The 23722-nt window shown below is 42.5% G+C and carries 24 protein-coding genes and 1 tRNA gene; 10 read left to right on the forward strand and 15 right to left on the reverse strand.

The annotated features are described in order from the left end of the window. Positions 1–157 precede the first annotated feature (157 nt). From Q0C15_RS03500 to Q0C15_RS03520, 5 genes are read right to left on the reverse strand one after another with little or no spacing between them, the layout of a single operon-like run. Complete coding sequence (locus Q0C15_RS03500; RefSeq protein ID WP_297216211.1) at positions 158–1177, reverse strand: mRNA surveillance protein pelota; 1020 nt, start codon at positions 1175–1177, stop codon at positions 158–160. An 8-nt stretch (positions 1178–1185) separates the two neighbouring features. Beyond that, positions 1186–1656, reverse strand: coding sequence for a Mut7-C RNAse domain-containing protein (locus Q0C15_RS03505; RefSeq protein WP_297216275.1), 471 nt, complete (start codon positions 1654–1656; stop codon positions 1186–1188). Continuing rightward, positions 1625–2167: a UbiX family flavin prenyltransferase gene (locus tag Q0C15_RS03510; RefSeq protein ID WP_297216214.1), complete on the reverse strand. Its 543-nt coding sequence runs from the start codon at positions 2165–2167 to the stop codon at positions 1625–1627. The genes Q0C15_RS03505 and Q0C15_RS03510 overlap by 32 nt, the downstream gene beginning before the upstream one ends. 12 nt (positions 2168–2179) lie before the next feature. Further along, positions 2180–2725, reverse strand: a complete 546-nt coding sequence (locus tag Q0C15_RS03515) for a hypothetical protein (RefSeq protein ID WP_297216222.1) — start codon at positions 2723–2725, stop codon at positions 2180–2182. 32 nt (positions 2726–2757) lie between these two features. After that, a complete protein-coding gene (locus Q0C15_RS03520) occupies positions 2758–6219 on the reverse strand; it encodes a hypothetical protein (RefSeq protein WP_297216225.1) in 3462 nt (1153 codons plus the stop codon). Positions 6220–6373: 154 nt separating this feature from the next. Between Q0C15_RS03520 and Q0C15_RS03525 the strand changes: the two genes are divergently transcribed. Next, the gene (locus tag Q0C15_RS03525) at positions 6374–7390 is read left to right on the forward strand and encodes a type II glyceraldehyde-3-phosphate dehydrogenase (protein ID WP_297216228.1); all 1017 of its coding nucleotides are present in this window, start codon (positions 6374–6376) and stop codon (positions 7388–7390) included. Next, the gene (gene radA / locus Q0C15_RS03530) at positions 7390–8358 is read left to right on the forward strand and encodes a DNA repair and recombination protein RadA (RefSeq protein WP_110642048.1); all 969 of its coding nucleotides are present in this window, start codon (positions 7390–7392) and stop codon (positions 8356–8358) included. The genes Q0C15_RS03525 and radA overlap by 1 nt, the downstream gene beginning before the upstream one ends. Before the next feature lie 203 nt (positions 8359–8561). Here radA and Q0C15_RS03535 read toward each other — a convergent pair whose 3' ends face one another. Further along, on the reverse strand, positions 8562–9143 hold the full coding sequence (locus tag Q0C15_RS03535) for an O-acetyl-ADP-ribose deacetylase (RefSeq protein ID WP_297216231.1): 582 nt from the start codon (positions 9141–9143) through the stop codon (positions 8562–8564). Between the two features lie 101 nt (positions 9144–9244). Between Q0C15_RS03535 and Q0C15_RS03540 the strand changes: the two genes are divergently transcribed. Continuing rightward, positions 9245–9757, forward strand: a complete 513-nt coding sequence (locus Q0C15_RS03540) for an ACT domain-containing protein (RefSeq protein WP_110642054.1) — start codon at positions 9245–9247, stop codon at positions 9755–9757. A gap of 55 nt (positions 9758–9812) precedes the next feature. On the opposite strand, the gene Q0C15_RS03545 is transcribed toward Q0C15_RS03540, so the two are convergent. From Q0C15_RS03545 to Q0C15_RS03555, 3 genes are all read right to left on the reverse strand, one after another. After that, the gene (locus tag Q0C15_RS03545) at positions 9813–10889 is read right to left on the reverse strand and encodes a 5-(carboxyamino)imidazole ribonucleotide synthase (protein WP_297216237.1); all 1077 of its coding nucleotides are present in this window, start codon (positions 10887–10889) and stop codon (positions 9813–9815) included. A gap of 148 nt (positions 10890–11037) precedes the next feature. Then, on the reverse strand, positions 11038–11805 hold the full coding sequence (locus tag Q0C15_RS03550; RefSeq protein WP_297216240.1) for a sulfite exporter TauE/SafE family protein: 768 nt from the start codon (positions 11803–11805) through the stop codon (positions 11038–11040). A 5-nt stretch (positions 11806–11810) separates the two neighbouring features. Beyond that, positions 11811–12422 (reverse strand): FmdE family protein, encoded by a 612-nt coding sequence (locus Q0C15_RS03555; protein ID WP_297216245.1) that lies wholly within the window; start codon positions 12420–12422, stop codon positions 11811–11813. A gap of 106 nt (positions 12423–12528) precedes the next feature. Between Q0C15_RS03555 and Q0C15_RS03560 the strand changes: the two genes are divergently transcribed. Together Q0C15_RS03560 and Q0C15_RS03565 are read left to right on the forward strand one after the other, a co-directional pair. Continuing rightward, positions 12529–12846 carry a helix-turn-helix transcriptional regulator gene (locus tag Q0C15_RS03560; protein WP_297216248.1) on the forward strand — a complete coding sequence of 106 codons (318 nt, stop codon included), beginning with the start codon at positions 12529–12531 and terminating at the stop codon, positions 12844–12846. A gap of 46 nt (positions 12847–12892) precedes the next feature. After that, on the forward strand, positions 12893–13846 hold the full coding sequence (locus Q0C15_RS03565) for an NAD-dependent epimerase/dehydratase family protein (RefSeq protein WP_297216250.1): 954 nt from the start codon (positions 12893–12895) through the stop codon (positions 13844–13846). 7 nt (positions 13847–13853) lie between these two features. Here the strand turns inward: Q0C15_RS03565 and infB are convergent, their stop codons facing one another. From infB to rpl7ae, 5 genes are read right to left on the reverse strand one after another with little or no spacing between them, the layout of a single operon-like run. Then, positions 13854–15623 (reverse strand): translation initiation factor IF-2, encoded by a 1770-nt coding sequence (gene infB, locus Q0C15_RS03570; RefSeq protein ID WP_297216253.1) that lies wholly within the window; start codon positions 15621–15623, stop codon positions 13854–13856. Next, on the reverse strand, positions 15601–16047 hold the full coding sequence (gene ndk / locus Q0C15_RS03575) for a nucleoside-diphosphate kinase (RefSeq protein WP_297216256.1): 447 nt from the start codon (positions 16045–16047) through the stop codon (positions 15601–15603). The genes infB and ndk overlap by 23 nt, the downstream gene beginning before the upstream one ends. Continuing rightward, positions 16044–16241, reverse strand: a complete 198-nt coding sequence (locus Q0C15_RS03580; protein ID WP_110642083.1) for a 50S ribosomal protein L24e — start codon at positions 16239–16241, stop codon at positions 16044–16046. The genes ndk and Q0C15_RS03580 overlap by 4 nt, the downstream gene beginning before the upstream one ends. Before the next feature lie 5 nt (positions 16242–16246). After that, positions 16247–16456 (reverse strand): 30S ribosomal protein S28e, encoded by a 210-nt coding sequence (locus Q0C15_RS03585; RefSeq protein WP_010901525.1) that lies wholly within the window; start codon positions 16454–16456, stop codon positions 16247–16249. Positions 16457–16467: 11 nt separating this feature from the next. Then, entirely contained in the window at positions 16468–16833 is a 366-nt protein-coding gene (rpl7ae, locus tag Q0C15_RS03590; RefSeq protein ID WP_010901526.1) for a 50S ribosomal protein L7Ae, read from the reverse strand. Between the two features lie 216 nt (positions 16834–17049). Between rpl7ae and Q0C15_RS03595 the strand changes: the two genes are divergently transcribed. The 5 genes from Q0C15_RS03595 (at position 17050) to Q0C15_RS03615 (ending at position 21489) form a co-directional block, all read left to right on the forward strand. Further along, positions 17050–17134, forward strand: a tRNA-Ser gene (locus tag Q0C15_RS03595). 199 nt (positions 17135–17333) lie between these two features. After that, complete coding sequence (locus tag Q0C15_RS03600; RefSeq protein WP_297216261.1) at positions 17334–17834, forward strand: DUF4382 domain-containing protein; 501 nt, start codon at positions 17334–17336, stop codon at positions 17832–17834. Positions 17835–18277: 443 nt separating this feature from the next. Continuing rightward, positions 18278–19141 (forward strand): TIGR00269 family protein, encoded by an 864-nt coding sequence (locus Q0C15_RS03605; protein ID WP_297216264.1) that lies wholly within the window; start codon positions 18278–18280, stop codon positions 19139–19141. A gap of 263 nt (positions 19142–19404) precedes the next feature. Further along, positions 19405–20814, forward strand: coding sequence for an APC family permease (locus Q0C15_RS03610; protein WP_297216267.1), 1410 nt, complete (start codon positions 19405–19407; stop codon positions 20812–20814). Between the two features lie 81 nt (positions 20815–20895). Beyond that, positions 20896–21489 (forward strand): cob(I)yrinic acid a,c-diamide adenosyltransferase, encoded by a 594-nt coding sequence (locus Q0C15_RS03615; RefSeq protein WP_297216270.1) that lies wholly within the window; start codon positions 20896–20898, stop codon positions 21487–21489. A 112-nt stretch (positions 21490–21601) separates the two neighbouring features. On the opposite strand, the gene Q0C15_RS03620 is transcribed toward Q0C15_RS03615, so the two are convergent. Further along, positions 21602–22717: an NAD(P)/FAD-dependent oxidoreductase gene (locus Q0C15_RS03620; RefSeq protein ID WP_297216272.1), complete on the reverse strand. Its 1116-nt coding sequence runs from the start codon at positions 22715–22717 to the stop codon at positions 21602–21604. Between the last annotated feature and the right edge of the window lie 1005 nt (positions 22718–23722).

A 23722-nucleotide genomic window follows, 5' to 3' on the forward strand; every position in this document is an offset into this window, starting at 1 on the left:
CCCGGGTCGTCGGCTCGAAAGGCCGATATGCTTGGCCGGACTACACCACCGGAGCGACAGAACTGAATTTAAAAGGAGTATATTTAATTTTTCAGAACACGGATTTCAAGTTAAAATATCGCAGTATCAATTTTATAATGATTTCGCCATATACCGATCACTGAGGCTTAAACCTAAGTAGACCTGCCACGCCTCCAAATTTCTTTATCATCTGACCCGGATCATTGCTCACACTCACTATATGTATCTTTGTTCCGAGAGATTCCGCAGTGCTTAGAATTGCGCGCCCCTCCTCTGTTCTGAAGATCTCGTCCGTCATGATAATATCGGAAAGCGCACCGACTTCTAGGGCATTTTTTGTCAATTCTCTGCCATACACGGCCATATCCTTCTTAACCTCCCTGAGGAATTCATCAACGATCTCTTTGTCCTTTGATATACGCTCTTCACTCAATATCCTCTTTCCGTCTGAAGAGGTTATGAACTCGTACACGGACCCGGAGTCTGTTCTGTTGGCAGGAAAGCTACCTATTACCCTTATACCTTTTTCATTGCAATATCTGGCAAATCTGTCTCTAGCGAATCCTGGACCCAATACAATTATCTTATTTCCGTAATTTTTAAGTGCGTTAATTATCTCGTCAAAGTACGCAGTTTCGGAGTAAGCACTTTCAGCGTATTTACCGGATCTTCCTGAGTATACAGTCCCTATCTGCTGTATTCCGTAGGGATGTATGATAAACACCTGTGCCTCGTCCTCGTCCATGGCCACGGCTGAATACACCGTTACGTACTTTTCGTCTGTGGCTTCCTTCAGTAAGTCCATGTGCTGTTGATCCCATTCCTTCGTTATGGCTATCTCACTGTCCGTAGTTATTGTTATTGATTGATGCTTTCCCTTTGTATCTTCCGGCCCCTCAACCACCGTACCCAGAATACGCAGTCTGTTGTCAAAGTCCTGGAATTCAATCTTTTCTACCTTCAGTTTTATGGTTATGGGTATCCGCTCTCGCTCCCTGGATCTCTGTACATCAGCAGATTCCTCAACTCTTCTGAAGGTGATGGCAGAGACTATATCTCCCTCGGAAAGTATATTCCTTATGTACCAGAGATCGTCAAGGCTCTCAATGCGTACCCTGATCGTGCTATTTTTCAGATCCTCTTCAAGGATTCTCATTGCGCATCCTATCTCCGTTTGGGCCCTAGCTTCTCAATTCTTTTGTATATTCTTCGGTAATGGCTCCCCTTCCAGTATATCTTGTGGCACTGCGTACACATGTATATATCCCTGTGATTTTCAACGTAGGGTGGTACCTTCGTCGACAGTTTAACAAGTCTGCCGTTGCACACAGGGCATCTCATGAATCTATCTCTGGTCTTCGGAGAGAAATGTGTAGCGAAGTCTCTAAGCTGTTCGTCTATATCATCATACGGTTCGAATATTGACAGAGGATATTTCTGATACATTCCATAATCTCTAGTTATGATTATTCTGCCCTCAGATCTGCTCCTCTCTATTATTTCATTATCCGGTATGCTTCCAGCTGGATAGTAGACATCGTAACCCATCAACCTTATCCATCTCGCAAGTTTTCCCAGCATCTGATCGACTGTCAGCTTAATCTCACCATCTTTCGATAAGATCGTTTTTAACACCAACCAGATCTAAAAGCCTTGAAACAACAAACGATATCATATCATCCACCGATTTTGGATGCGTATAGAATCCGGGGGATGCTATCGCCACTATAACGCCGTTTTCAGAAAGATATGTCATATTTCTGAGATCTATTGTGCTGAGCGGCATCTCGCGCGGTACCACTATCAGCCTGCGCCTCTCCTTCAATGAAACAGCAGCTGCCCTGGTTATCAATGTGTCTGAGATGCCTGAAGCTATCTTTGATATGGTAGTTATGGAACATGGCACTATGACCATTGAGTCAAATAGAAAGCTACCTGAACTTATGGGAGCTGAAAAGTCATCATCTTCATAATTGTGTGATGCGAGCGATTTTATACGATCCACATCAATATCAGATTCGTATTCTATGACCTTCTTAGCTGCATCTGATATAACCAAGTAGGTTTCCTGTCCTTTCAGATTCTCCAAAAATTTAACCGCATATGGTATGCCGGATGCACCAGATATCCCAACGACTATCCTCATTCTTCTTTCTGATTATTTTCTCCTATTAAAAACATAGTAGAGCACGAATATGGAAGCGAAAAGCACTATTATGATCCCAATACCAATATATTCTCCAGTATGGTTGACGACCGGTTTCGAGAAGGAAAACCCCGGATAGGCACCTGCATCTAGAGCCTGTATATTCGTATATCCTGGAATCTGGGATGGTTTATTCTCAATAGATTTGAAAGCCTTTGTCATATTCTGAACACTTGGGAAGCCTATACCGGAAAGAGCAACTACCAACTCAAGCCCATATGGATTCAAGCCTGTATAGCTGAGATCGAACACTATAAGATCCTGAGTCGAGACATTTATCCAGTTATAGGATACGTATGATTTGTTATCTATTACATCCGCAAAGAACGAGTTCCATTCTGCCTGCGTTATGCTGTAATGCGTCGACCCATAATAATAAGTTATGGATGGTAAAGAAGCGGGTGGCAGAGGAAGCGAAGGTGAACTAGCCAGCGATACTGCAGGGAGTGATATCAGAATCAACGCGAACAGCGCAGCTATGATCAGTTTGAATCTCATTCAGGACGAGAATGAAAATATCATTTAAATATTTATCCGCCAGATCCTTTCCTTCCGATGACGAATTCCTCTCCGTCTGGATCCTGTTCAACTCTCAAGGATCCATCGACCTTTTCCTTTTCGAGGACTTCCCTAAACTGTTTATTGCTGTATCTTCTTTTCCTTGCTAGCTTCCTTAGCTCACTGACGCTTTTGCCATCTGAACTTTCCAGTATCTTCTTCAGGGAATCCAGGTCTTTGTTTCTGGTTATGAGGTACAGCGGATAGGCAATGGCGAAACCTGAGACCGAGAAGACTGCGTATGACGGGGAATAAAAACTGTAATGCAGCACCTTGCTCACGTTTCCACCGGAGACGCTCACCGTGACCGTGTTAAGCCCTGGCCTATTAGAAATATTCATGCTGTAACCTCCTGCATACTTAGCTCCATTTACATACCAGGTTATGTTAATATTAGATATATCGTATCCTGAAATCCTCAGATGCATGCTTGATCTCATTAGGGAAATGTAATGCTGCAAAACTATGGATCGAATTTCCATGTACGGGTATTCAGACATTTTGTATATCGTATAGTTTGAATTTCCATATGCATCACTGCCAGAAACCTTGACGGTGAAAATCCCATCAAATGGTATTCTGTAAATCGCGCTGTCATTGGTGATGGCGCAGGATTGATTTCCAACTGCTATGTGAACGTCCGTAAGATTCGATGGCTGAGCGGTTATTATAAGATAGGCAGTACCGTCGATAGTAATGTTGGCAAACCTTGCATATATCACCGGCCTATAGAGTGACGAATGTACGACCACAGTGATCGTGCCATAATTGCCTGTCAGCGTATAATTATAGAAGGTGAAGGCATAGTTACCGTAGCCTGGCAATATTATATGATCTCCACTTAAATTGGCTGATGTGACGATGCGATTGCCATGGAATGGTATACGTACCTCGGTCGTGTTGGTGTATATGTCATAATTGTATGATGGCGGAACTGTGCTATTCTCATATATCGATATGGCCTCTGCTGCCCTCGTTCCGCTTAGCGATATGGCCTCCACTTCAATGGTGTAATTTCCACCTAAAACGAAATATGGTGAGGATGCATTGAACATCAAATGCGCTGTATCCACGAACGAAAGAACCGCCACATCAGTTCCCTCATGTATTATATAAACAAAGAGATCGGCAGTTATATTGGACGAAACGTTGATCATCATGGTATTGTTCCTGGAGTTGCCATAGAATGAGTAAAACCTGGTGTGTGTATAATTTATGATCAACAGCGGATGAAATGTTATGACGTATATATGACCGCTGAATACGGTCACGTTTCTACCGAAGTATGTTAGATACACCGTTAAATTATTCTCGCCCTCTTTGGCTGGAAAAAGGACGGTGCCATTGCCTGATACGGTATTATTCGATCCAGAGACTGTGAATACCTGGCCGCCAGGTGTAAGAGAAACAGGTATGATCGAAGTGTTGAAATATTCGCCATTGTAAATATTGACTGAAAAATTCTGTTCAACATATATTTCGTAATGTAAGGAAAAATTGAACTCAAGGCCGAATCGATCCATTATCGTGATATTTATCACGTCTAAACCTGTATGATTCAGAAGAAACCAGGCATTTCCTGTATACGATCCCTCATATCCATGGCTGTTTATGAAGATAGAAGATATCAAGGGATCGTTCTTTATGTATAGGGAAACGTTTGTTCCGTATGCTGCGTATGATCCATTTGGAACAGATGCAGTTATAGAAGGTATATAATTATCCACAAAAACAGTCGTTCTGTAACCGTATGTGAAGCCGACGGAATTGTTTAAACTCAAGCAAATATCATTTGTACCGTTATTCAGCAATCGGCTGTCTATGAGAAAGTCAGATTCATCGTATGCCCTATCAGTAAAGTTTCCTATTTTCAATACGGCTGAGTACGGATAGGCTGAATGCACTGTGAAATTCAGCCATGAATTCAGATGCATGTATGGAATGCCATTGAACATAACAGACATGCTGCCATTCACCGGCATAACCACATTTCTGTAAAGTAAGAACAGCCTGCCGCTAGATCCGATCAAAATTGCGCTCGAATTGAAAGCTGAAGCGTAATCTATTTGATAGGTGACGTTAAGGCTGATATTTCCGATGATGACATCATGATCTCCATAATAGAGGTAGTTCGACGCGTTGTAGATGCCATATACGAGATGATCACCATATATGCCCACATTGCTGTGATCCCCATATGTGATGAACGATAGACCGTCTGAAACATCCAGGTATGGATATGTCGTATTGCTGAATGCCCGCATTACGGTAGAACCGTTATCAAGACTGTAAATTAACTGATCTCTCTCGGTATCGTTGTAGAAGATCAGCGATTTGATCTCCTGATCGAAATACTCAAAGGTTCCACAAGTCATATGATCAAGATCGCCGTTTGCAATAAAATACAGATATGTGCTGGAGTTTCTATGCAGAATCAGCATATTTCCATTCGAATAGGCTAGATAACCAGTGAGGTTTTGACGTATCACCTGCGTACTGATGTCTGTAAAGTTGTAGGCGTCGATACTGAACAGTTGGGTTTCATTCCGGAAAACAGAGAGAACATAGATCATTCCGTCGTATGCAGAATACGTATAATAGGAAGAGTTGAAGTTGAGTATGGCATAGGACGTATCATTGACATAGTTCGAGACGTGTACACCGGCATCGTCTATACTTATGACGGCGTTTTCAGGATAATCGAGATAGTATACTGTATCATTAACGTAGGGAATATCGGTATCATAGGTTCTATACAGAGACGCATCCTGAGTCAGCATCGCTGGATAACGAACTATTGAAATATTGTACAACGTGAGATTTACAGCCGTGGAACCGATGAGGAGATCGGTCTGGCCCGGTGGAATGGATGCGTTGAAGACCAATGGCATATTGAAGCCGCTGTCAGTTGTGTTCAGGAACACGAGCGTTCTTCCATGGAAAAAGGCGATCTTCATAGTGTACCAGATGTTTACCGAAACTGTTGTCCCCGTACTCACATCTCTGGGAGAATTCATCTGAAGATTCTGTGAGTTGGAAAAGCTGAATGCAATTTCAGAACCGTTTGAATTCAATATGAAATCGTTGATCTCCGCTCCGCCAACATTATTTTCCGAGTAATTGAATTCGAGTACCACGGCCTCATCTGTACTTCTCATGAATGATATGTTCAGATACGTTCCATTTTTAGATTGCCCGGCATAATACGGATTCAGAGACAGTATATTCAACCCGATGCTGCCATCAATATTTTTGATGCCTATGTTTGTCTTAGACACCGGATTGACAATGTTGAATGAAAAATTCGTGTTATTTGCGGGAAAGGTTCCAACCTGCATGGAACCGAAATTATAATAGTATTCCCCCGAGCTGAGCGTTGCGAATAATGGTACTACGGCTATTAAAATTATTATAATTGTTATTATTTTGTTCATATGACCATAAATTTAACTAATATAATAATTATACTTTTACCGTAAATATCATTATGACCACACAACCCAATGACGATATCACAGCAAACCTCGAAAAACTAAGGCTACAATTGATATAGATAGATTTATATTACAATATAACTTACAAACTCGAATGATCAGAGTAGGTATTAACGGATATGGTACAATAGGCAGGAGAGTGGCCAGAGCTGTTTCGCTGCAGGACGATATGATAGTCACGGGCATCGTCAAGACAAAGCCGGACTACGTTAGCATGGTTGCATCAAAAGATTTTAAAATATTTGTACCTGACAAAACCTATGAAAAGGCATTCATAGATGCGGGAATAAAGGTGGCAGGTACCCTTGAGAATCTTATGGATGATTCGGAAGTCATAGTGGATGCGACCCCCGAAGGTCAGGGAGAAAAGAATAAGGATCTATATGTGAAAAGGAAGATCAAAGCCATATTCGAAGGTGGCGAGGAGCCGGAAATAGCTGAGGCAAGTTTCAATGCCTATTCAAACTATGATGATGCAAGATCAAAGGATTACGTCAGAGTTGTATCATGTAATACCACAGCACTCGCAAGAACGCTGCATCCTCTTCGTGAGAGATTCGGCATAAAATTTGTGGATGCGACCATAGTGAGAAGGGCCACAGACCCAAATGACAGCAAAAAGGGACCCATTAATGCCGTGGAGCCAAGCCTCTCAATACCTTCACATCATGCACCAGACCTCAAGACGGTCATGAAGGGACTCAATGTCAGCACGATCGCCATAAAGGCTCCAACTACGCTGATGCACGTTCATGCCGTGAGGGCAGAGCTGGAGAAAGCCATTTCGAAGAACGACGTTATCGAGGCATGGAAGGGTTACAGGCGCATAATGGAGGTTGGAAAGAACAGCGGTATCACATCAACAGGACAGATGATGGATCTTGCGAGGGAATTCGGAAGGGATCGTTCTGATCTTTATGAAATAGCTGTCTGGACTCAGAGCGTGTCCGTGGATGGTAACCATGTCTCTTATATTCAGGCGGTACATCAGGAAAGCGACGTGGTTCCAGAAAATGTTGATGCCATCAGATCCATGTTTGAGATCGCCGATAGGGACAAATCGATCTCGATGACCGATGGCAGGTTGAAGATTGAGAAAAGGGTGTTTTAATGGAAAGTAATGAAGAGAATAAGGAAAAGAAGACCATAGAGGATCTTCCAGGTGTTGGAGAAGCGACGGCTGAAAAGCTGAGGGAAAATGGTTACGACGATATAATGGCAATAGCCGTAGCCTCTCCCAAAGATCTGTCGGATGTCACTGGGATAGGAGAGGGCGCCGCAGCAAAAATAATTGCGGCAGCGAGGAAATTTGCAGATATCGGGAATTTCGAAACCGGTGAGGAAATACTTGAGAGGAGAAAAAGCATACAGAAACTCACGACAGGCAGCAAGAACCTCGACGATCTTCTCGGAGGCGGCCTGGAGACGCAGGCCATAACGGAATTCTTCGGGGAATTTGGATCTGGAAAGACCCAGATAATGCATCAGCTAGCCGTAAACTGCACGCTTCCTAAAGAAAAGGGAGGCTTCGACAGCGACGTCATGATGATAGATACCGAAAACACGTTCAGACCGGAGCGAATAATCCAGATGGCGAAGAGCAAAGGTGCAGATCCGGATGAAACCCTCAAGAGGATACATGTGGCAAGAGCCTACAATTCCCATCATCAGATACTTCTCGCTGAGAAGGCACAGGACACGGCCAAGGAGTTCAACATAAAGCTGTTGATAGTGGATTCACTCACTGCACACTTCAGATCTGAATATGTGGGACGTGGTTCTCTGGCAGAGAGGCAGCAGCTGCTAAATAAGCATATGCACGATCTGCTGAGGTTCGGAACCATATACAACGCGGTTATAGCGGTTACGAATCAGGTTTCCGCCAGGCCTGACGTCTTCTTTGGTGATCCTATGGCGCCCATAGGTGGAAACATAGTGGGGCATACAGCGACCTTCAGGATATATCTGAGAAAGAGCAAGGGAGGGAAGAGAATAGCAAGACTCATAGATTCGCCATATCTGCCTGAAGGAGAGACGGTGATACAGATCAGCGAAGATGGAGTGAGCGATGGTACGTGATCTCCTTCTACCTCATTTTCAGGAGTTTTTAAAGATCACACATTAAGTGGGCGCATACAGATTCCTCAAGTGCAGGGATATGCTAACGTGATGGTACCTGCAGAGGATTTTCGCTGTATGTCGCGATGTTCCGATCATGGAATGTGACCGGCTTCCACACATCGCTGTCTAAGTATCATCATGCGATCAAATTCCATAGATCATCATTCATTTCCCTTATAGATGCCGTATTCTTTCAGTATCCTTAGAAATTCCTGTGTGTTCTTTTCAGTGTAGAATACAAATCTTATAACGTACCTTTCTTTCTTTTTTTCTCTCAGGAAGGATAGAACCGTCTCAAGTGCTATTCTCTCAGCACGATCGAATGGAAACCCGTAGACGCCGGTGCTTATTGCCGGAAAGGCTACGTCATGTATGCCATTCTCCGCAGAAAGTTCAAGCGAGTTTCTGTAGGCATTGGCAAGGGTCTCATCCTCATTATCATGACCACCTCTCCAGATTGGTCCAACCGTGTGTATCACATACTTCGATCTCAGCCTGTAACCTCTCGTCATAACAGCTTGACCAGCTGGGAGTCCCCCTGCATATCTCTCCCTCCTTATACTTGTGAGCTCCTCGTCCATTTCTGGCCCAGCTGCGGCATGTATGGCACCATCAACACCCCCACCGCCCATCAGCGATGAGTTGGCTGCGTTGACTATGGCTTCAGCATCAGATTCCGTTATATCACCCATTTCAAGAGCAATCTGACTGTTCTCATAGGGAATAGAGAGGATGCGTCTCATGATCATAGCTATTTTTTACCGATGAAAAAACCCTTCTGATCATGTTTCATCGGCAGTTTCAGCCTGAAAAATTTAAGTACGGCATGATCATTTTATTCTGAATGTGGTCTTACATCTACGAGAAATTTTCCAGAAGTCCTTCACAGTTGAAGATAGTCAAGAAGATGTTTTCAATAGGAATACGCGTGGCAAAACTTTATGACGAACCAGTGCTGATGTGCGGGGATATAGAGATAAGACCAAATACGCTTGCAAAGGCCACAGGGACGGATCGAAGGTCCGTTATCAGTGTTCTCGATCGCATCATCAACGATGAAACGCTTTATCCCATATTTTCACAGCTTGAGCCAGTGGCGAATCTTTGGAAGGTCAGCTCAAAGCTAGGATATGGTGTAATAGAGATATTGCCAGAGAGTGCGTCAAAGCCTGGAATAATTGCCGGCGTATCTAGCATAATAGCAAAGAGAGGGATAAGCATAAGACAGGTAATAGTCGATGATCCTGAACTGGTGGAGGATCCAAAGGCCGTGGTTGTAACCGAACAGAAGGTACCTCCGGATATCATACAGGATCTTAAAGCTGTTGAAGGCGTGAGGGCCATAACGATACTGTGATCCAATTGAAGTTGAGATTGAAATTATTCTGCAATCCTTTATGATATTCTGGCGATCAGATATAGTTTGATACGCCGTCAGGATAAAGCACTTCCATAGTCTTGGCGATCCTTTCCTCCAATTTGTCTCGTGTATAGCCAGTCAGGTTGACGTGACCTACCTTCCTCCTCCTTCTTATACCCTGCTTACCATACCAATACACACTGGATTCTCCCAGAGAAAGTATCTTTACAACCTTATCATGGTCGAGATCCTGTCCGAGTATATTTATCGAAGAGGATGGCCTGTAAAGTACAGGTTTTGGAACTGGCAGGCCGCTTATAGCCCTCACATGCTCCTCGAACTGGGAAATAGATGATCCGAGAAGTGTGTGATGCCCTGAGTTGTGCACCCTAGGTGCATATTCATTTATTATGACCTGTCTATTCTTCACGTAGAACTCTATCCCCATAACACCGTGATAATCCAGGGCCTGCATCAGCTTCAATGCCATATCTGGCATGGAGAGATCCTCTGTTGGCGCGATATTGTAGATGAATATTGCCTCCCTGTTGTAATTGTACGTGGGATCGAAATATGTGAAATTTCCATCCCTATCACGGATCGCTATTATGGAGGCTTCATAATCGAAGTCTATGAATTCCTCGACAACAAATTTATCACCCTTAAGCGTCTCGCTCAAACCGCCATCATATATGACCTGCCCCTTTCCGTCGTATCCTCCATAGGCATTCTTTATAACTGCTTTGCCGAAATCCTTTGCATATCTGAGAGCCTCTTCAAAGCTGTTCGCTACCCTGTATTCCGCCACCCTGAGACCGTGATCCGAGAGAAAATCCTTCTCCCTTGATCTGTCCTTCTTGAGATCCACAGCCTCGATGCTGGGAAATAGCTTTCCCTGGGATTGCGCATACCTGAGGGCTTCCTCCATCACATGTTCAAATTCAAAAGTGACCACATCAGACTCGTCAACGAATTTTCTATACTCGTCCGGGCTGAAGTGTGCATCTGCTATGAGCGATGCTGGGCCAACTCCATTCGAGTCTAGCGTGAAGTATCTGTTTCCCAGCCTTCGGCCCTCATTTATCATCATAAAACCCAGCTGACCGGTGCCTATGATCCCTATGTTCATAGCAGATGGATGTTATTGAAAAATAAATAATTTTTAGAGGACGGCCATGAATCCTCTGACTTCCAGGGCTTTTGAAATCTATCGCATACCTATCCTATGGTATGCCACATTCCCGTCACCTGAAACTGGATTCTTGAAACTGTGCCGATCATCGGAATGATAGTGCAACCGTATAGGCTGTCTTCAGGGTGACGAAGAGTATTATCACTATGATGAGCAGACGGACCTTTCTGCTGTCAAATCTGTGCATCATTAGGGATCCTGTCAAACCTCCTGCTACTCCACCGACCAGTACGATTATCCAGAGAATGTAGTTGACGCCTCTGAGTATTGCAAGGTATGACATGAAGCCCGATGCCGACGAAAAGAGTGCTATGAATGCGGATGTTCCAGCGATCTTCTTGTAATCAGTTTCCATGAATGTGAGAACGGGCAGTATGATCATGCCGCCTCCAACTCCAAGCAGACCTCCCAGGAATCCAGCCAATGCACCTATGAATATTCCTGTTATAGCTCCGTTTATGCCGGTCAAAACGGCATTCTTTCTATCGCTCTTCCGCCCCCTTATTAGGTTGAACAGCGTGTAGGAGAGGAATATGACGAATATTATGAGGAGATATTTTCTCGGCGTGTGGACTCCAACCATAGCCCCAACTGGCGCCATTATCACGGCCGGTATGAGGAATATCACGCCGATCTTCCAGATGATGAAATTATGCTTTGCGTTGTTCGCCGTTGCGCTGGAGAGCGAAAAGACGTTAAGCAGCAATCCTGCGGCAGCTGCGATCGAGAAAGGTATGCCAAAGGAATAGTAAATCGGTATGAGTGTATTGGCTGCACCAACTCCTGATATGGCAAATAGAGCTGAGAGTATCCATGTTAATATGAGTATTATTACATAGAGTGCCCCGAACATAGGTATCATTTCCGGCCGTAGTAATCTGGCTTGCAGACGAATTTACCATTGAGTACCTTTATATCGGACTCGTAGGTGTATTCGCCGCATATATCGCATTTTACCTTAGATCCGACCTTCTTTACAGGTGTGAATGTGAAATCCTGGATCTCGGCATATTCAAATATAGCCTCATCCGGCAGACCTGCGATCCATTCAAGTATCGGATCTATTGCCTCGGAGGGGATTTCAGAGGGTTCCATTCCCTGCTTTCTATATTTGAAAAATTCGGATGCTCTCACATTTAACTCGTCCATGAAGCTGTTTCGCACATGGACGCGTATAACTTTACCACCGGGCCTGTATATTATGATTGCAAGCTTGCCGTATCCGAGAAGTGAGAACAGGCCTTTCCCGTATGTACATCCAGTGGAAGCCTGGACTCCGTCGTTGAAACAGCCGTTCATATCCTCTTCGGACATCTCAGAAAGTAGAAATGTCCTGTGATCTTTCTCCTTATCCAGCTTCGCCAGCTTAAGTGCATAGGCACCGGCTCTGTAACCCATCGGCATGTACGGACACTTGTGCCCGTGAAACTCAAACGCCCATTCAGGAATACCGAACTCAAGTCTTTCCATTCTCTTTCACCAACTCCATAATCATATAGTTATATTTCTATTTGACTATGATAAATATTCCCATAGCCAGAAAACTATATATCTTATAATCGGATCTTAACAGGTTATGGAATCAACCTGCAGGATAATAAAGCTCAGGAACACCGATCCAAACGCCTATGAGGGCAGTGAAAAGATACTCGAAGCCCTTGCCTCAAAGGTCAGACTTGCCATTCTCGATCTGATGATTCAATACGATGAGGTCTGTACCTGCGAACTCGTTCCAGCATTGAATCTATCGCAGCCAACCATAACGGTGCACCTGAACAAGCTTTATGATGCAGGTATAATCGAAAAGAGGGAGATCAAAAAATTCACGTTCTATCATATCAGGCCAGAATACAAGGAACTGGTGGAAACAGCGATAAGACTAGATAAAACATAGCATACTTAGATAAAATTGTTTTTATAGAGATTTTCAATGTATAGTTATGATACTTGTAACAGGTTCTTCTGGTCAAATTGGCACTGAACTCGTTCCATATCTTCGAGAAAGGTACGGCAGAAATGAAGTCATATCCTCTGATATCACCGATCCGACAGGGACACAGATCGGATATATAAAACTGGATGTGACTGATCGCGAATCTCTGGATCACGCCATAGAGAAATACAAAATAACCGATATATTCCACCTTGCCGGCATACTTTCCGCCAAGGGCGAGAAGGATCCAGATCTTGCATACAGGGTCAATCTGAACGGTACATACAATGTTCTTGAGGCTGCCAGAAAACACTCTATCGATAGAGTCATAATTCCAAGCACCATAGGCGTCTTCGGGCCGGAAACACCCAGGACGAATGTGCCCAGCATAACGGTGCTGAGACCCAGGACCATGTATGGCATAACAAAGGTTGCTGCTGAGCTTCTTGCCCAGTATTATTTTGAGAAATTTGGCCTGGACGTCAGATCACTAAGATATCCCGGAATAATAAGCTACATGGCCGAGCCCACAGCAGGAACAACTGATTATGCAGTGGAGATATTCTATTATGCAGTTCGCCTGAAGAGATACACATGTTATCTTCGCAGAGACAGACGCCTACCTATGATGTATATGCCCGACGCTCTGCGTGCACTTGTTGATCTTTACGAAGCAAAATCCGAACAATTGAAGATAAGAAACGGTTATAATGTACAAGCATACAGCTTCACCCCTGAAGAACTTTATGCAAAAATATCTGAACGGATAAATGGTTTTGGGATAGATTACAAACCAGACTATAGAGATGAAATAGCCGCAACCTGGCCAGAGAGCATAGATTCATCAGACTCAGCGAAGGAGTGGGGTTTCAAATTCGATTACGACCTGGATAAAACTGTAGACGATATGATAGAACATATATCGGAAAAACTAGGGATAAGCGGAAAGCATTTCGCTTGATCCAAAATCAGACTCTTGTTCCCCAGAACGGATTTTCCTTTCTCTTTATTTTTATTATTTCTTCTAAGGTATCCATTATATCCTTTTCCATGGGGCTCTTCCTGAGCTCCTTTACCACGTTTTCAGTTATATCCACATAGAGGACGTCATCTGGGAATATCTGCCTGTTCAACGTTACATTGTCTATGGCAACGGCAACTTCGGCCGGGGCATCCTGAAAACGTACACTGATATCTTCATTTCTTATGCTCTTGATAGTACCGGCGTATTTGCCATCTCCCCTGATCAGATTATCGCCAACCTTTATCTGTCCTGTCTCGACTCTCACACCAACTATTACAGGCTTTGATGCCCTGAATATATACTGAGGAAGTATTCTGATTCTCGATGGGACAGGCATTGACATCTTCCGTCCCTGTAGCAGCATCTTGTTTCTTTCTTCCAGTACCTTCTGCGTGTCCTCCACGATCTTGTAAATTATGTCGCCGGTTACTATGCTCACGTCGGATGAAGCCATGGCGTCCTTCGCTTCCGGCAGGACAGATACATTGAAACCAACTATCACCCTGTTAACAGGATCAGACAGCGTTGAAACATCCATTATATCTCTCTTAGTTATATCGCCGACCTGAGCCTGTCTTATCTTTATCCCTTCCTTGTTCAGTTCATAGCTGATCGCTTCCAGCGATCCTATGGCCTCAGCTTTTACGTAAATTCCGTTCTCATCCAGCTTTATATCTACCTTGCTCTCCTCTTCGATCTCCCTCATAACTTGGTCCAGATTATCGTTCACCACGATCATTGGAGATCCAGACATCACATCGATCTTATCGCTTATAAGTACTCTTATTCCCTCAGCTGCTGAAACCCTCTTTACCTCTTTGAGCGATCTCTGGCCTTTGCCTGTATTGACGAATAGCGCCTTCACCTTCGTTACAGCCGGACCATTCTTGGTATTCACCGCTATGGTATCACCTACAGATATAGTACCCTGATATAACACGGCGTCAAGGGTAATTCCGGCTGACTCCTCTTTTCTTACCTCTATGATGGTTGCGTGTCCATTTATATCCTTGTACTCGATCTCACGTTCCAGAAACCGCTGCGCTAAACCGGCCAAGACCATCAATATCTCCGGTACTCCTATGTTCTTCTTCGCGCTTACCGGTACGATCGCTACAGTTTTCGTGAAATCAGATATCCTGTCAAATCTATCAGAATTGAGACCGAATTCGTAGAGTTTGTTCATTATATTGTATATTCTATTCTCAAGCTCGTTAACATATTCTGGTCTCTGCTTTCTGATGAATTCTGTGAATAATGTTGTCTTTACATCGGTGAAAAACGGTATGAGATCGATCTTATTCGCCGCTATGATGAATGGCGTCTTGAACTTCTTCAATATATCTATGGACTCCACGGTCTGCGGCATTATTCCTTCATTTATGTCTATTACAAGGATGGCGAGATCGGCAAGGGCCCCGCCTCTTGCGCGCATATTGGAAAAAGCCACATGGCCAGGGGTATCGATAAATAGAAGCCCCGGTATCTTAAGCCCTTTAGTATTGAGCTTTTCAGTCTCTTTTAATATCGTGCTTATGTCAACAGTCGTTGCTGCTATTCTCTGCGTTATTCCTCCAGGTTCCTTGCTGGCAACAGAGGTACCCCTTATAAGATCCAGCAGTGTTGTCTTACCATGATCCACATGACCCAGAACGCAAACGATTGGTTGTCTCAGTTTAGAGGCAGCCTGACTAGTAGATGACTTCGTCGCCATATGACCATTCTACTATCTCATTTTCATTGAAAAATATAGGCATCTCATGAGAGTAGGCCTCAGGAGAGTCAGAAGCATGTATGATGTTCTTCTCGATACCCATTGAAAAATCACCGCGTATAGTCCCTGGCTGAGCTTTTGAACCATCGGTAGATCCTGCCATCAATCTGACTATCTCAATTGATTTTGGGCCTTCGAGTATCATGGCGACTATCGGACCAGATGTTATATAGTTCACAAGATCCTTGAAAAACGGCTTAGATCTGTGTACGGAATAATGATTCTCTGCCTGTTCTTTTGTCATCTGCATAAACTTTAGGGCAATGACCTTCAGCCCCTTATCTTCAAGTCTGGATATTATACGACCTATGAGCCGTCTCTTTACTGCATCCGGTTTGAGAAGCACCAGCGTACGCTCTGTCATGATTTTGCCCTCATCTTCTTCAATTCGTGATATTCATTGGTCCATTTAACGTACCTTGGGACACGGTTCAATTCTATCATATTCTTCCTGCACTTGTTGGAACAGAAGTACAGTATTGCACCATCCTTTCTAACGTACATTATGCCTGTTCCTGGTTCAATAGCCTTTCCACAGAAACTGCAGTTCTTCGCCATGTTGATCACCTGATTGAAAGCTTCTTAGCTTCCCTTGCAGTTTCCATGAGCATCAGGATATCTCCGACCCTTACAGGACCCAGAACGTTCCTTGCTATTATCCTTCCCTGATCTCTTCCTGCAAGTACTCTGACCTTGACTGTGGTCGCTTCCCCAGTCATTCCCGTTCTTCCTATTATTTCGACAACCTCAGCAGGTGTCGCCTCGTTGGGCATCTATTTCACCTTCACTTTTTAATCTGCTCAAGCGCAGAAACTATGGATTTATAGAGTTCTTCATTCTTTCCATAGTCCACTATGGATACAGATGCGGCAGAGGCTATGCCTACCTTTGATCCAAGATCAGCTTTCTTCTTCACATAGACGTATGGAACCTTCTTGTCTTCACAGAGCGATGGCAGGTAATATACGACCTCAGGTGGGTTTACATCTTCGGCTATAACTACCAGCTTGCTCTCGCCTCTCTCTATCGACTTTATAACTTCGTTAGTTCCTTTCTTGACTTTTCCAGTTCTGTATGAACTCTCCACAAGATCCAATGCTTTCTGCGAAACGTCTTCGGGAGTTTCAAACTTCACATAGCTTTTTTCCATATCATTACCTCCTTCATTTCAATCTACGAGCTTTTCCCATATGCCAAACGCATATATATTTTATTTGAAGCGTTATGCATCTGGTTTCAATACCTCGTATGATGCAACGAGATGATGATTAGCAGATATATAACTATTTAGAATGTACTTTTTCGCCAGTTCAGGAAACTTTTATAAATTCAGCTTCCATAAAGGAAAACTGCTTGGCTATTTAAAGCTGGGATAGCCTAGCCTGGTAAGGCGCAGGTCTGGAAAACCTGTGCTCGTTAAGAGCTCGGGAGTTCAAATCTCCCTCCCAGCGCTTCATGCCATCTCCATAATGTGCGGATATTATGTGGCATGCAACGCCCTTAAATGAATTTGTGAATAATATTGATCGCCATAATTATTATTTATAGTTGCTAATATTCAGAGATCTGACCTTATTTTGACTATCTTTTGGTTCTATATTAACTAAGACGTCTAACTATTCCTTAAATACTACCTGCAAATGTATCCTTATGAAAAGATCCTATGTTATCATGGCGGTAGTACTCATACTAATAGTTGCCGGAGTCGGCGGATACAGTTACTATGAATACAGTAATACAGGTAGAATGGCGATCTCTGTGGCTGATCTACCTATTTCAAATGTATCAGCAGTTTACATCACATTCACCTCCGTTGCGTTGCACAGCAACACCAGCGGATGGCAGAACTTCACCATTGATAAGACCGTTAATATCTACGATCTCACAACAAGCAATGCTTCTCTGCTAACCAATATATCGATCCATGCTGGGAAATACACGATGATACGTCTTTATATCTCAAATGTCAGCGTGAAGATACTTGGAACAAATGTAACATTCAAACTGAGTGCACCGTTTGCTTTTATAAACCACCCGTTCACAGTATCTGCACATTCAACAACTGGAATAATAATAGAGTTCGAACTGCATTCAGATCTGAACCTGCAGTCAAAGATCTTCACACCCTATGTAGGCTATGTGGTAAGCTAATCTCTAAAGATCTGATGCAAATTTTTATTTCTTCACCTTATGATCTATTTTTCAACCCTATTTTCCGTGATTTATCCCTCAGCTGAGCTTCGAACTTCCTTTCAGCTAAGAGACCTCTTTCTGTAAATAAATTCAGGACAAGCTCCATATCGCTATATCCACAGGCATTTATTCAGGAGTGCTGCTCCCTACCTTAATTAATCTCATAACGAGAATATCCCTGATAAACCTTTTAGCAATTGCTCTTTTCTAGGAATGTCGGATATTTTCTATTCATTTTTTCTGTAAGATTCTATCTTCAATGCTGGCAAAACCACGAACATCATCCATAAATATCAATTAGAAATATATATGGAAATATGAAGTGTTCAAAATGCCAGGCTGAGGCGATTTACTTTGCCAAATATAATGGTCTTTACTTATGCAGACAGCATTTTAATGAAATGATCGAGAAAAGAGTAAAAGGAGAGATAAGAAAACAGATCGATCTCAAAAAACCAACGGTCAGGATATCAGTGGCTATATCAGGAGGTAAGGATTCCTCCGTTACACTCTATCTCCTCCATAAGATCTTGTCAGGTAGGAGGAACGTCAAACTGACTGCATTCACCGTTGATGAAGGCATAAATGGTTATAGACCCGCTGGCCTTGAGAGTGCATCAAAACTTGCGAAAATGCTCGGAGTAGAGCACCATGTGATAGCATTTCAAGAGTCGTTTGGAATGACGCTTGATTCGATAGTAAGCGCGGATCAGTCGAAAATCCCATGTTCGTATTGTGGGCCTCTCAGAAGAAAATTAATAAACGAAATGGCGGAGAAGCAGAATGCAGATTACGTGGCATTGGGACTCAACCTTGACGATTACAGCCAGTCCATACTTATGAATGTGGCCAAGGGAGACTATGAAAGATTCATGAGGATGTCACCTCAGACTGAGATAAAGGACGGACTTGTGAGACGGATAGCTCCGCTGAGATCCATACTCGAAAAGGAGGTTGTGCTTTACGCGGTTGCAAACGGTATACCTTTCGACAGCAGCTGGTGTCCCTATTATTCACGCGCACAGAGAAACATATTTCGCGACGTTATCAATAGGCTATCGGAGTACAATCCAAGTACGAAATTCTCAATGCTCAAGTTCTTCGATAAGGCGAGATCACAAAAAGGAGGGAACGATGTCAAGGAACTGCATAGATGCAAGGTGTGCGGCGCTCCCACTGAGAATGATATCTGCTCTGCATGCTTGGCTATAGAGAATTTAAGCCATGAAGCACCAATTATAAAGAATAAAGCCAGAATTCATTGATCAGCCCTCAGGCCTGGAAAAAAATCTTTGATTCACCGTATATTCCTGAAACCCCGATTAGGCTAGAAATTCAAGCAAAATCTAATATCCATAACATCGAATTTTCGTCGAACAGAAAATGGTGACGAATCGGCAGCGATCAATTTCACCTACTTACAATTTTCAACATATAGAACCATGATCTCCATAATCATGCAAAGCATTTTCTTGCCCTGACCATTAATTTCACGATATTTTAATCTTTAGAAAGAGAATTTCAATCGGTGGCAGACGCATTAAGAAAGGATATGATAACGTTCTGGGGACTCGTCTTTTATGCTATTATGGTCATCTCTCCGGCCGGGCCATTTGCCTTTACCGGCGCATCGGCTATGGATTATGCCGGAAAAACTGCGCCTCTAACCTTTCTCATTGGAGGCTTAACGCTCTTCCTTGCGGTTATAGCGGTATACGTATACAGTGGGCATATCAGCAGTGCTGGAGGATATTACAAATTTGTCGAAGCAACCTTCAACAACAAATACTTTAGCAAGAGTGTTGGATTCTACTATCTGTTCGTCGTGTTGAGCAGTATAATAGGATCAAGCATACTTCTTGGCTGGTTTACATGGATTGGTTTGGAAACCATGATCGGCTATTCGCTCCCCTTCGTCTATGTCATAATCATCTCATTCATCACGCCAGTCATATATCTAGTTGTTGGATATCTGTCTCTCAATTACAGTCAGAAGATAGCGGTGACAGTTGGGCTCATTGATCTTGCCTTTTATCTTGCACTTTCCATCGCCATCATAGTGAAATCGCCGTATAATGGAATGCAGTATTTCAATATAATGAATTCAAATGACGGCCTGCATGGGTTCTTTCTGGGCATGATCGTGGGGGGATTTGTTGCTTTTTCCGGATATGGATCGATAGTCGTTCTAGCTGAAGAGGCAAAAATGCCCTCTACCAGTATAAAGAAGGCCATAATCACATCACTGGTAATAATGATCGCCTATGACACGTTCGTTATATATGCCAACGTTGCTGGGGCCGGCCCACATCTCAGTGATGCTCTCAAATTCTTTGCACCTGGTCTATTCGTCACAAAGAGTTATTATGGCATAGACGTAACACTTGCTGCATTCTTTGTATTTCTGATCTCGGCATTGATATCCACGGTGATCTTCGGTAATAGCGCTGCCAGAGATCTGTTTTCTCTCGCCAGGGATGGGATTTTGCCTCCGGTGTTTGCAAAGGTTCACGATAAATATGGCAGCCCATACATTGCCGTAATAACCGTTTTCGTGATAGCAATCATAGGTATCGGCTTTGGTTTGATTCCGCTTGTTCATTACTATGGAGAGAATTACGGGATGTATTATCTCTTGGTCATAAATGCCATAGTCGGATCAACATTCACCTTGGTGTATCACATAATTATAAATGAAAGCCTACCATATTTCATGTACAAACTCAGACAGCTTAAACCGCTGGTGCATATAGCTGCCCCAACAATAGCAAGTGGCATTATAGGCATAGCCATATATTATTCACTTATAGGTCTTTCCTATCCTTTATCACTTGTTTACGCCATAATACCCTTGCTGATTATAGTTTCTCTAGTAATAATATACATTATGAGAAACAAAGCGATAAGGATGGATACTTTCACCGGCGTTAAGCAATAGATACTGGAAAAAATATAAGTTAAACATTTTTTCATATTTTAGACTAGTGATGTCTATTATATCGCATTTCGATCTTGGATCATGGATGAGAGTTCCAAACTTGGCCTCATAGATGTATTCACGGGTGACGGAAAGGGAAAAACAACGGCGGCGTTTGGCCTGGCCTTCAGAGCACTTGGATGGGGCTACAGGGTCTATATACTTCAATTTATGAAGACCGGAGTATATGGCGAAAATAAATCCGCAATAATGTTTGATAGGAATCTCAAGGTTGATTATGTGGGTATGCCGTATTTTATAGCTTGGGAAAATGAAATACCGAAGGAGGATCTGGACAAGGTTAAGAATGTTGTGATCTGCAAGAAAGGACATCCTCCAAATGACTACCGAGAGGCTGTCAAAGAACATTTTGAAGCATCCCTGAAAGAGCTTGGGAGTGGAAACTGGGATGTGTTCATATATGATGAGATAAATGTGGCTCTCTACTACTACCTGCTGAGTCTAGATGAGGTTATGGAGATATTCAAGATAAAACCAGAACATACTGAACTGGTTTTCACCGGGAGAAAGATGCCAAAGGAAATTATGGATAAGGCTGATCTCATCACGGAGGTCTCCTCGCCCAAACATCCATATCAGAAGGGTATACTAGCCAGGCGCGGCATTGATTTTTGATTTTATTATGAAAGACTGTATTCTATTACTCTTTTCATAATTTTAAAAACATACTTACCATCTTGCGGATGGTGGGAAAACCGAGACCTCAATATATGAAAATGCCGACTGATCAGCCCTTTATCTCATTATTGTATATATCAGAAACATAGTCCGCTATTGCTGGAGATGCTGTCAAACCAGGAGATTCAATACCTATGAGATTTATAAAACCAGGCATCTCGTGATCAGCTTCGTTCCTTATTATGAAATCCCTGTATGAACCATCATGCCTTATCAACTGTGGTCTTATACCAGATGAATCCTCATGCACTTCATATTCCACTATGGAAGGTAGGAATCTCTGTACTGATTCTATGAAGTCTTTGACATCTGAATTAACGCGATAATCTATGTGATTGACATTATACGCATTTGGGCCCAGCCTTATGGATCCAGAAAGATCTGGTGTAAGATGTATGCCAAGACCTTTGTCTTCAGGCATTGGATATATTAACCTTTTAACGGGCAGTTTTCCAGATACTCTGAAATAATCCCCTTTCACATAGCTTATGCGGTATCCAAGCTCATCTATATCAAAGCCGGCTAATTCAGCAATTCTGCTAGAATAAAGGCCTGCACTGTTTATGATTGTATTGCATCTAATTGAAAATTTCTCTCCAGAGCTTATCCCATCGATTATATAGCTGTCATGGGACTTTCTTATTCCAGTAACCTCAGTATCCAGAGCTATGACTCCACCGTTTTTCATGATGTTATAATAGAAGAAATTCATCAGATCATAGGGTTCAAGAATTCCCGTCGATGGGACATATATGGCCTTATCCGCATGAACGGATGGTTCAATCGCCCTTACATCATCAGCCTCTAGCATCCGTATGTCTTCAATCCCATTGTTCCTACCATTCTGCGCGAGTCTTTCTAGTTCTTTCAATTCATGTTCTCCGTTAGCAACTATCAATTTTCCGAGGCGTTTGAATGGTATTCCATGTTTCTCACAGAGCTCATATATCATGGCGTTTCCCCTGAGAGAGAGTTTCGCTTTCAAGGTTCCCTTTGGATAGTATATGCCAGAGTGTATGACACCACTGTTATGACTGCTCGTTTCCGCACCTATGGTCTTATTCTTTTCAAAAACGTAGACGGATTCGCTATGTTCTGATAATCGAGAGGCGATAGCCAGCCCGACAACTCCAGCGCCAATTATCACGATGTTTGCAGTTTCCATCAGGGTAGACTCATTTCCAAGAGTGATATATATCTTAAGTGCTTAATCCATGTGAGCTACTCCTAAGCTGAAGCATCGGACCCTCCTGCTTCAACGATTAAAATCGATCTAAATAAAGCCAGATCGCAGTTTCCCGTTATTGGAAACTTCATTTCGATCCACGTCCGGAAGGAGAGTTACGTATGTTGCGATCTTAACGGGCATAAATTTGTATATCAGCGATTTCACTCAAGTATCATACCACTTGGTTATCATGTATGATATATAAAAAAGGCAAAGTTATTAACAAACCTTTCCGTTGAGAGAAGTCCGTGTATCTCATGTCCGAAGATGGAGTTTTACTGCTTTCTTCAAATTCCTAACTTTCCTATAAATTGGTATTAAGATTTACAACGGAATTACTTATAAAGAGTTTGTTGTATAATTATAATTTTATATAATATTATGATAATGTTATCAATTCTTTGAGTTTCTAAGTCGCGTTGCTTTATCAGATTCTGCTAAATTGCGGTATTTTACGGACTATATATAAATATACTGTAGATTTCCAAAATAATTCTTAAGACTTATTAGAAATTTGATGTACGGAGAAAATATAAAGTAATAGATAGAGAATGATAGAAGCACAAAGAACAGAGACAGTTAAGGAAGCTCAAAAAATCAAAATAGGATCTTTGCCCTTATAAATTTAAGGAAATATTTCAAGAAAAATTCTCTTCATTATCATAAATACCGCTATATATCCTATATGGATTTTATAGGCACTTAGATAATATTTGTCTCGCAAATATGAGTATTCTTTACTTTTATACAATATCCATAAAAATATGTCAAAAGCTCAGATAGAGTATTTTATGGATTTTCCGAGTAAAATGCTTATAGTGTATGAATACAATTAAACAACTTCATCTAGAACATATAGTTCGAATATTTTAGAGCCCATAATTATCAAGGATAGGTAGGGATTCGAACCCTAGTAGATGGGATCTGCAGTCCCACGCATGA

The sequence above is a fragment of the Thermoplasma sp. genome (assembly GCF_023256435.1).
In the GTDB taxonomy this organism is placed as follows: Archaea; Thermoplasmatota; Thermoplasmata; order Thermoplasmatales; family Thermoplasmataceae; genus Thermoplasma.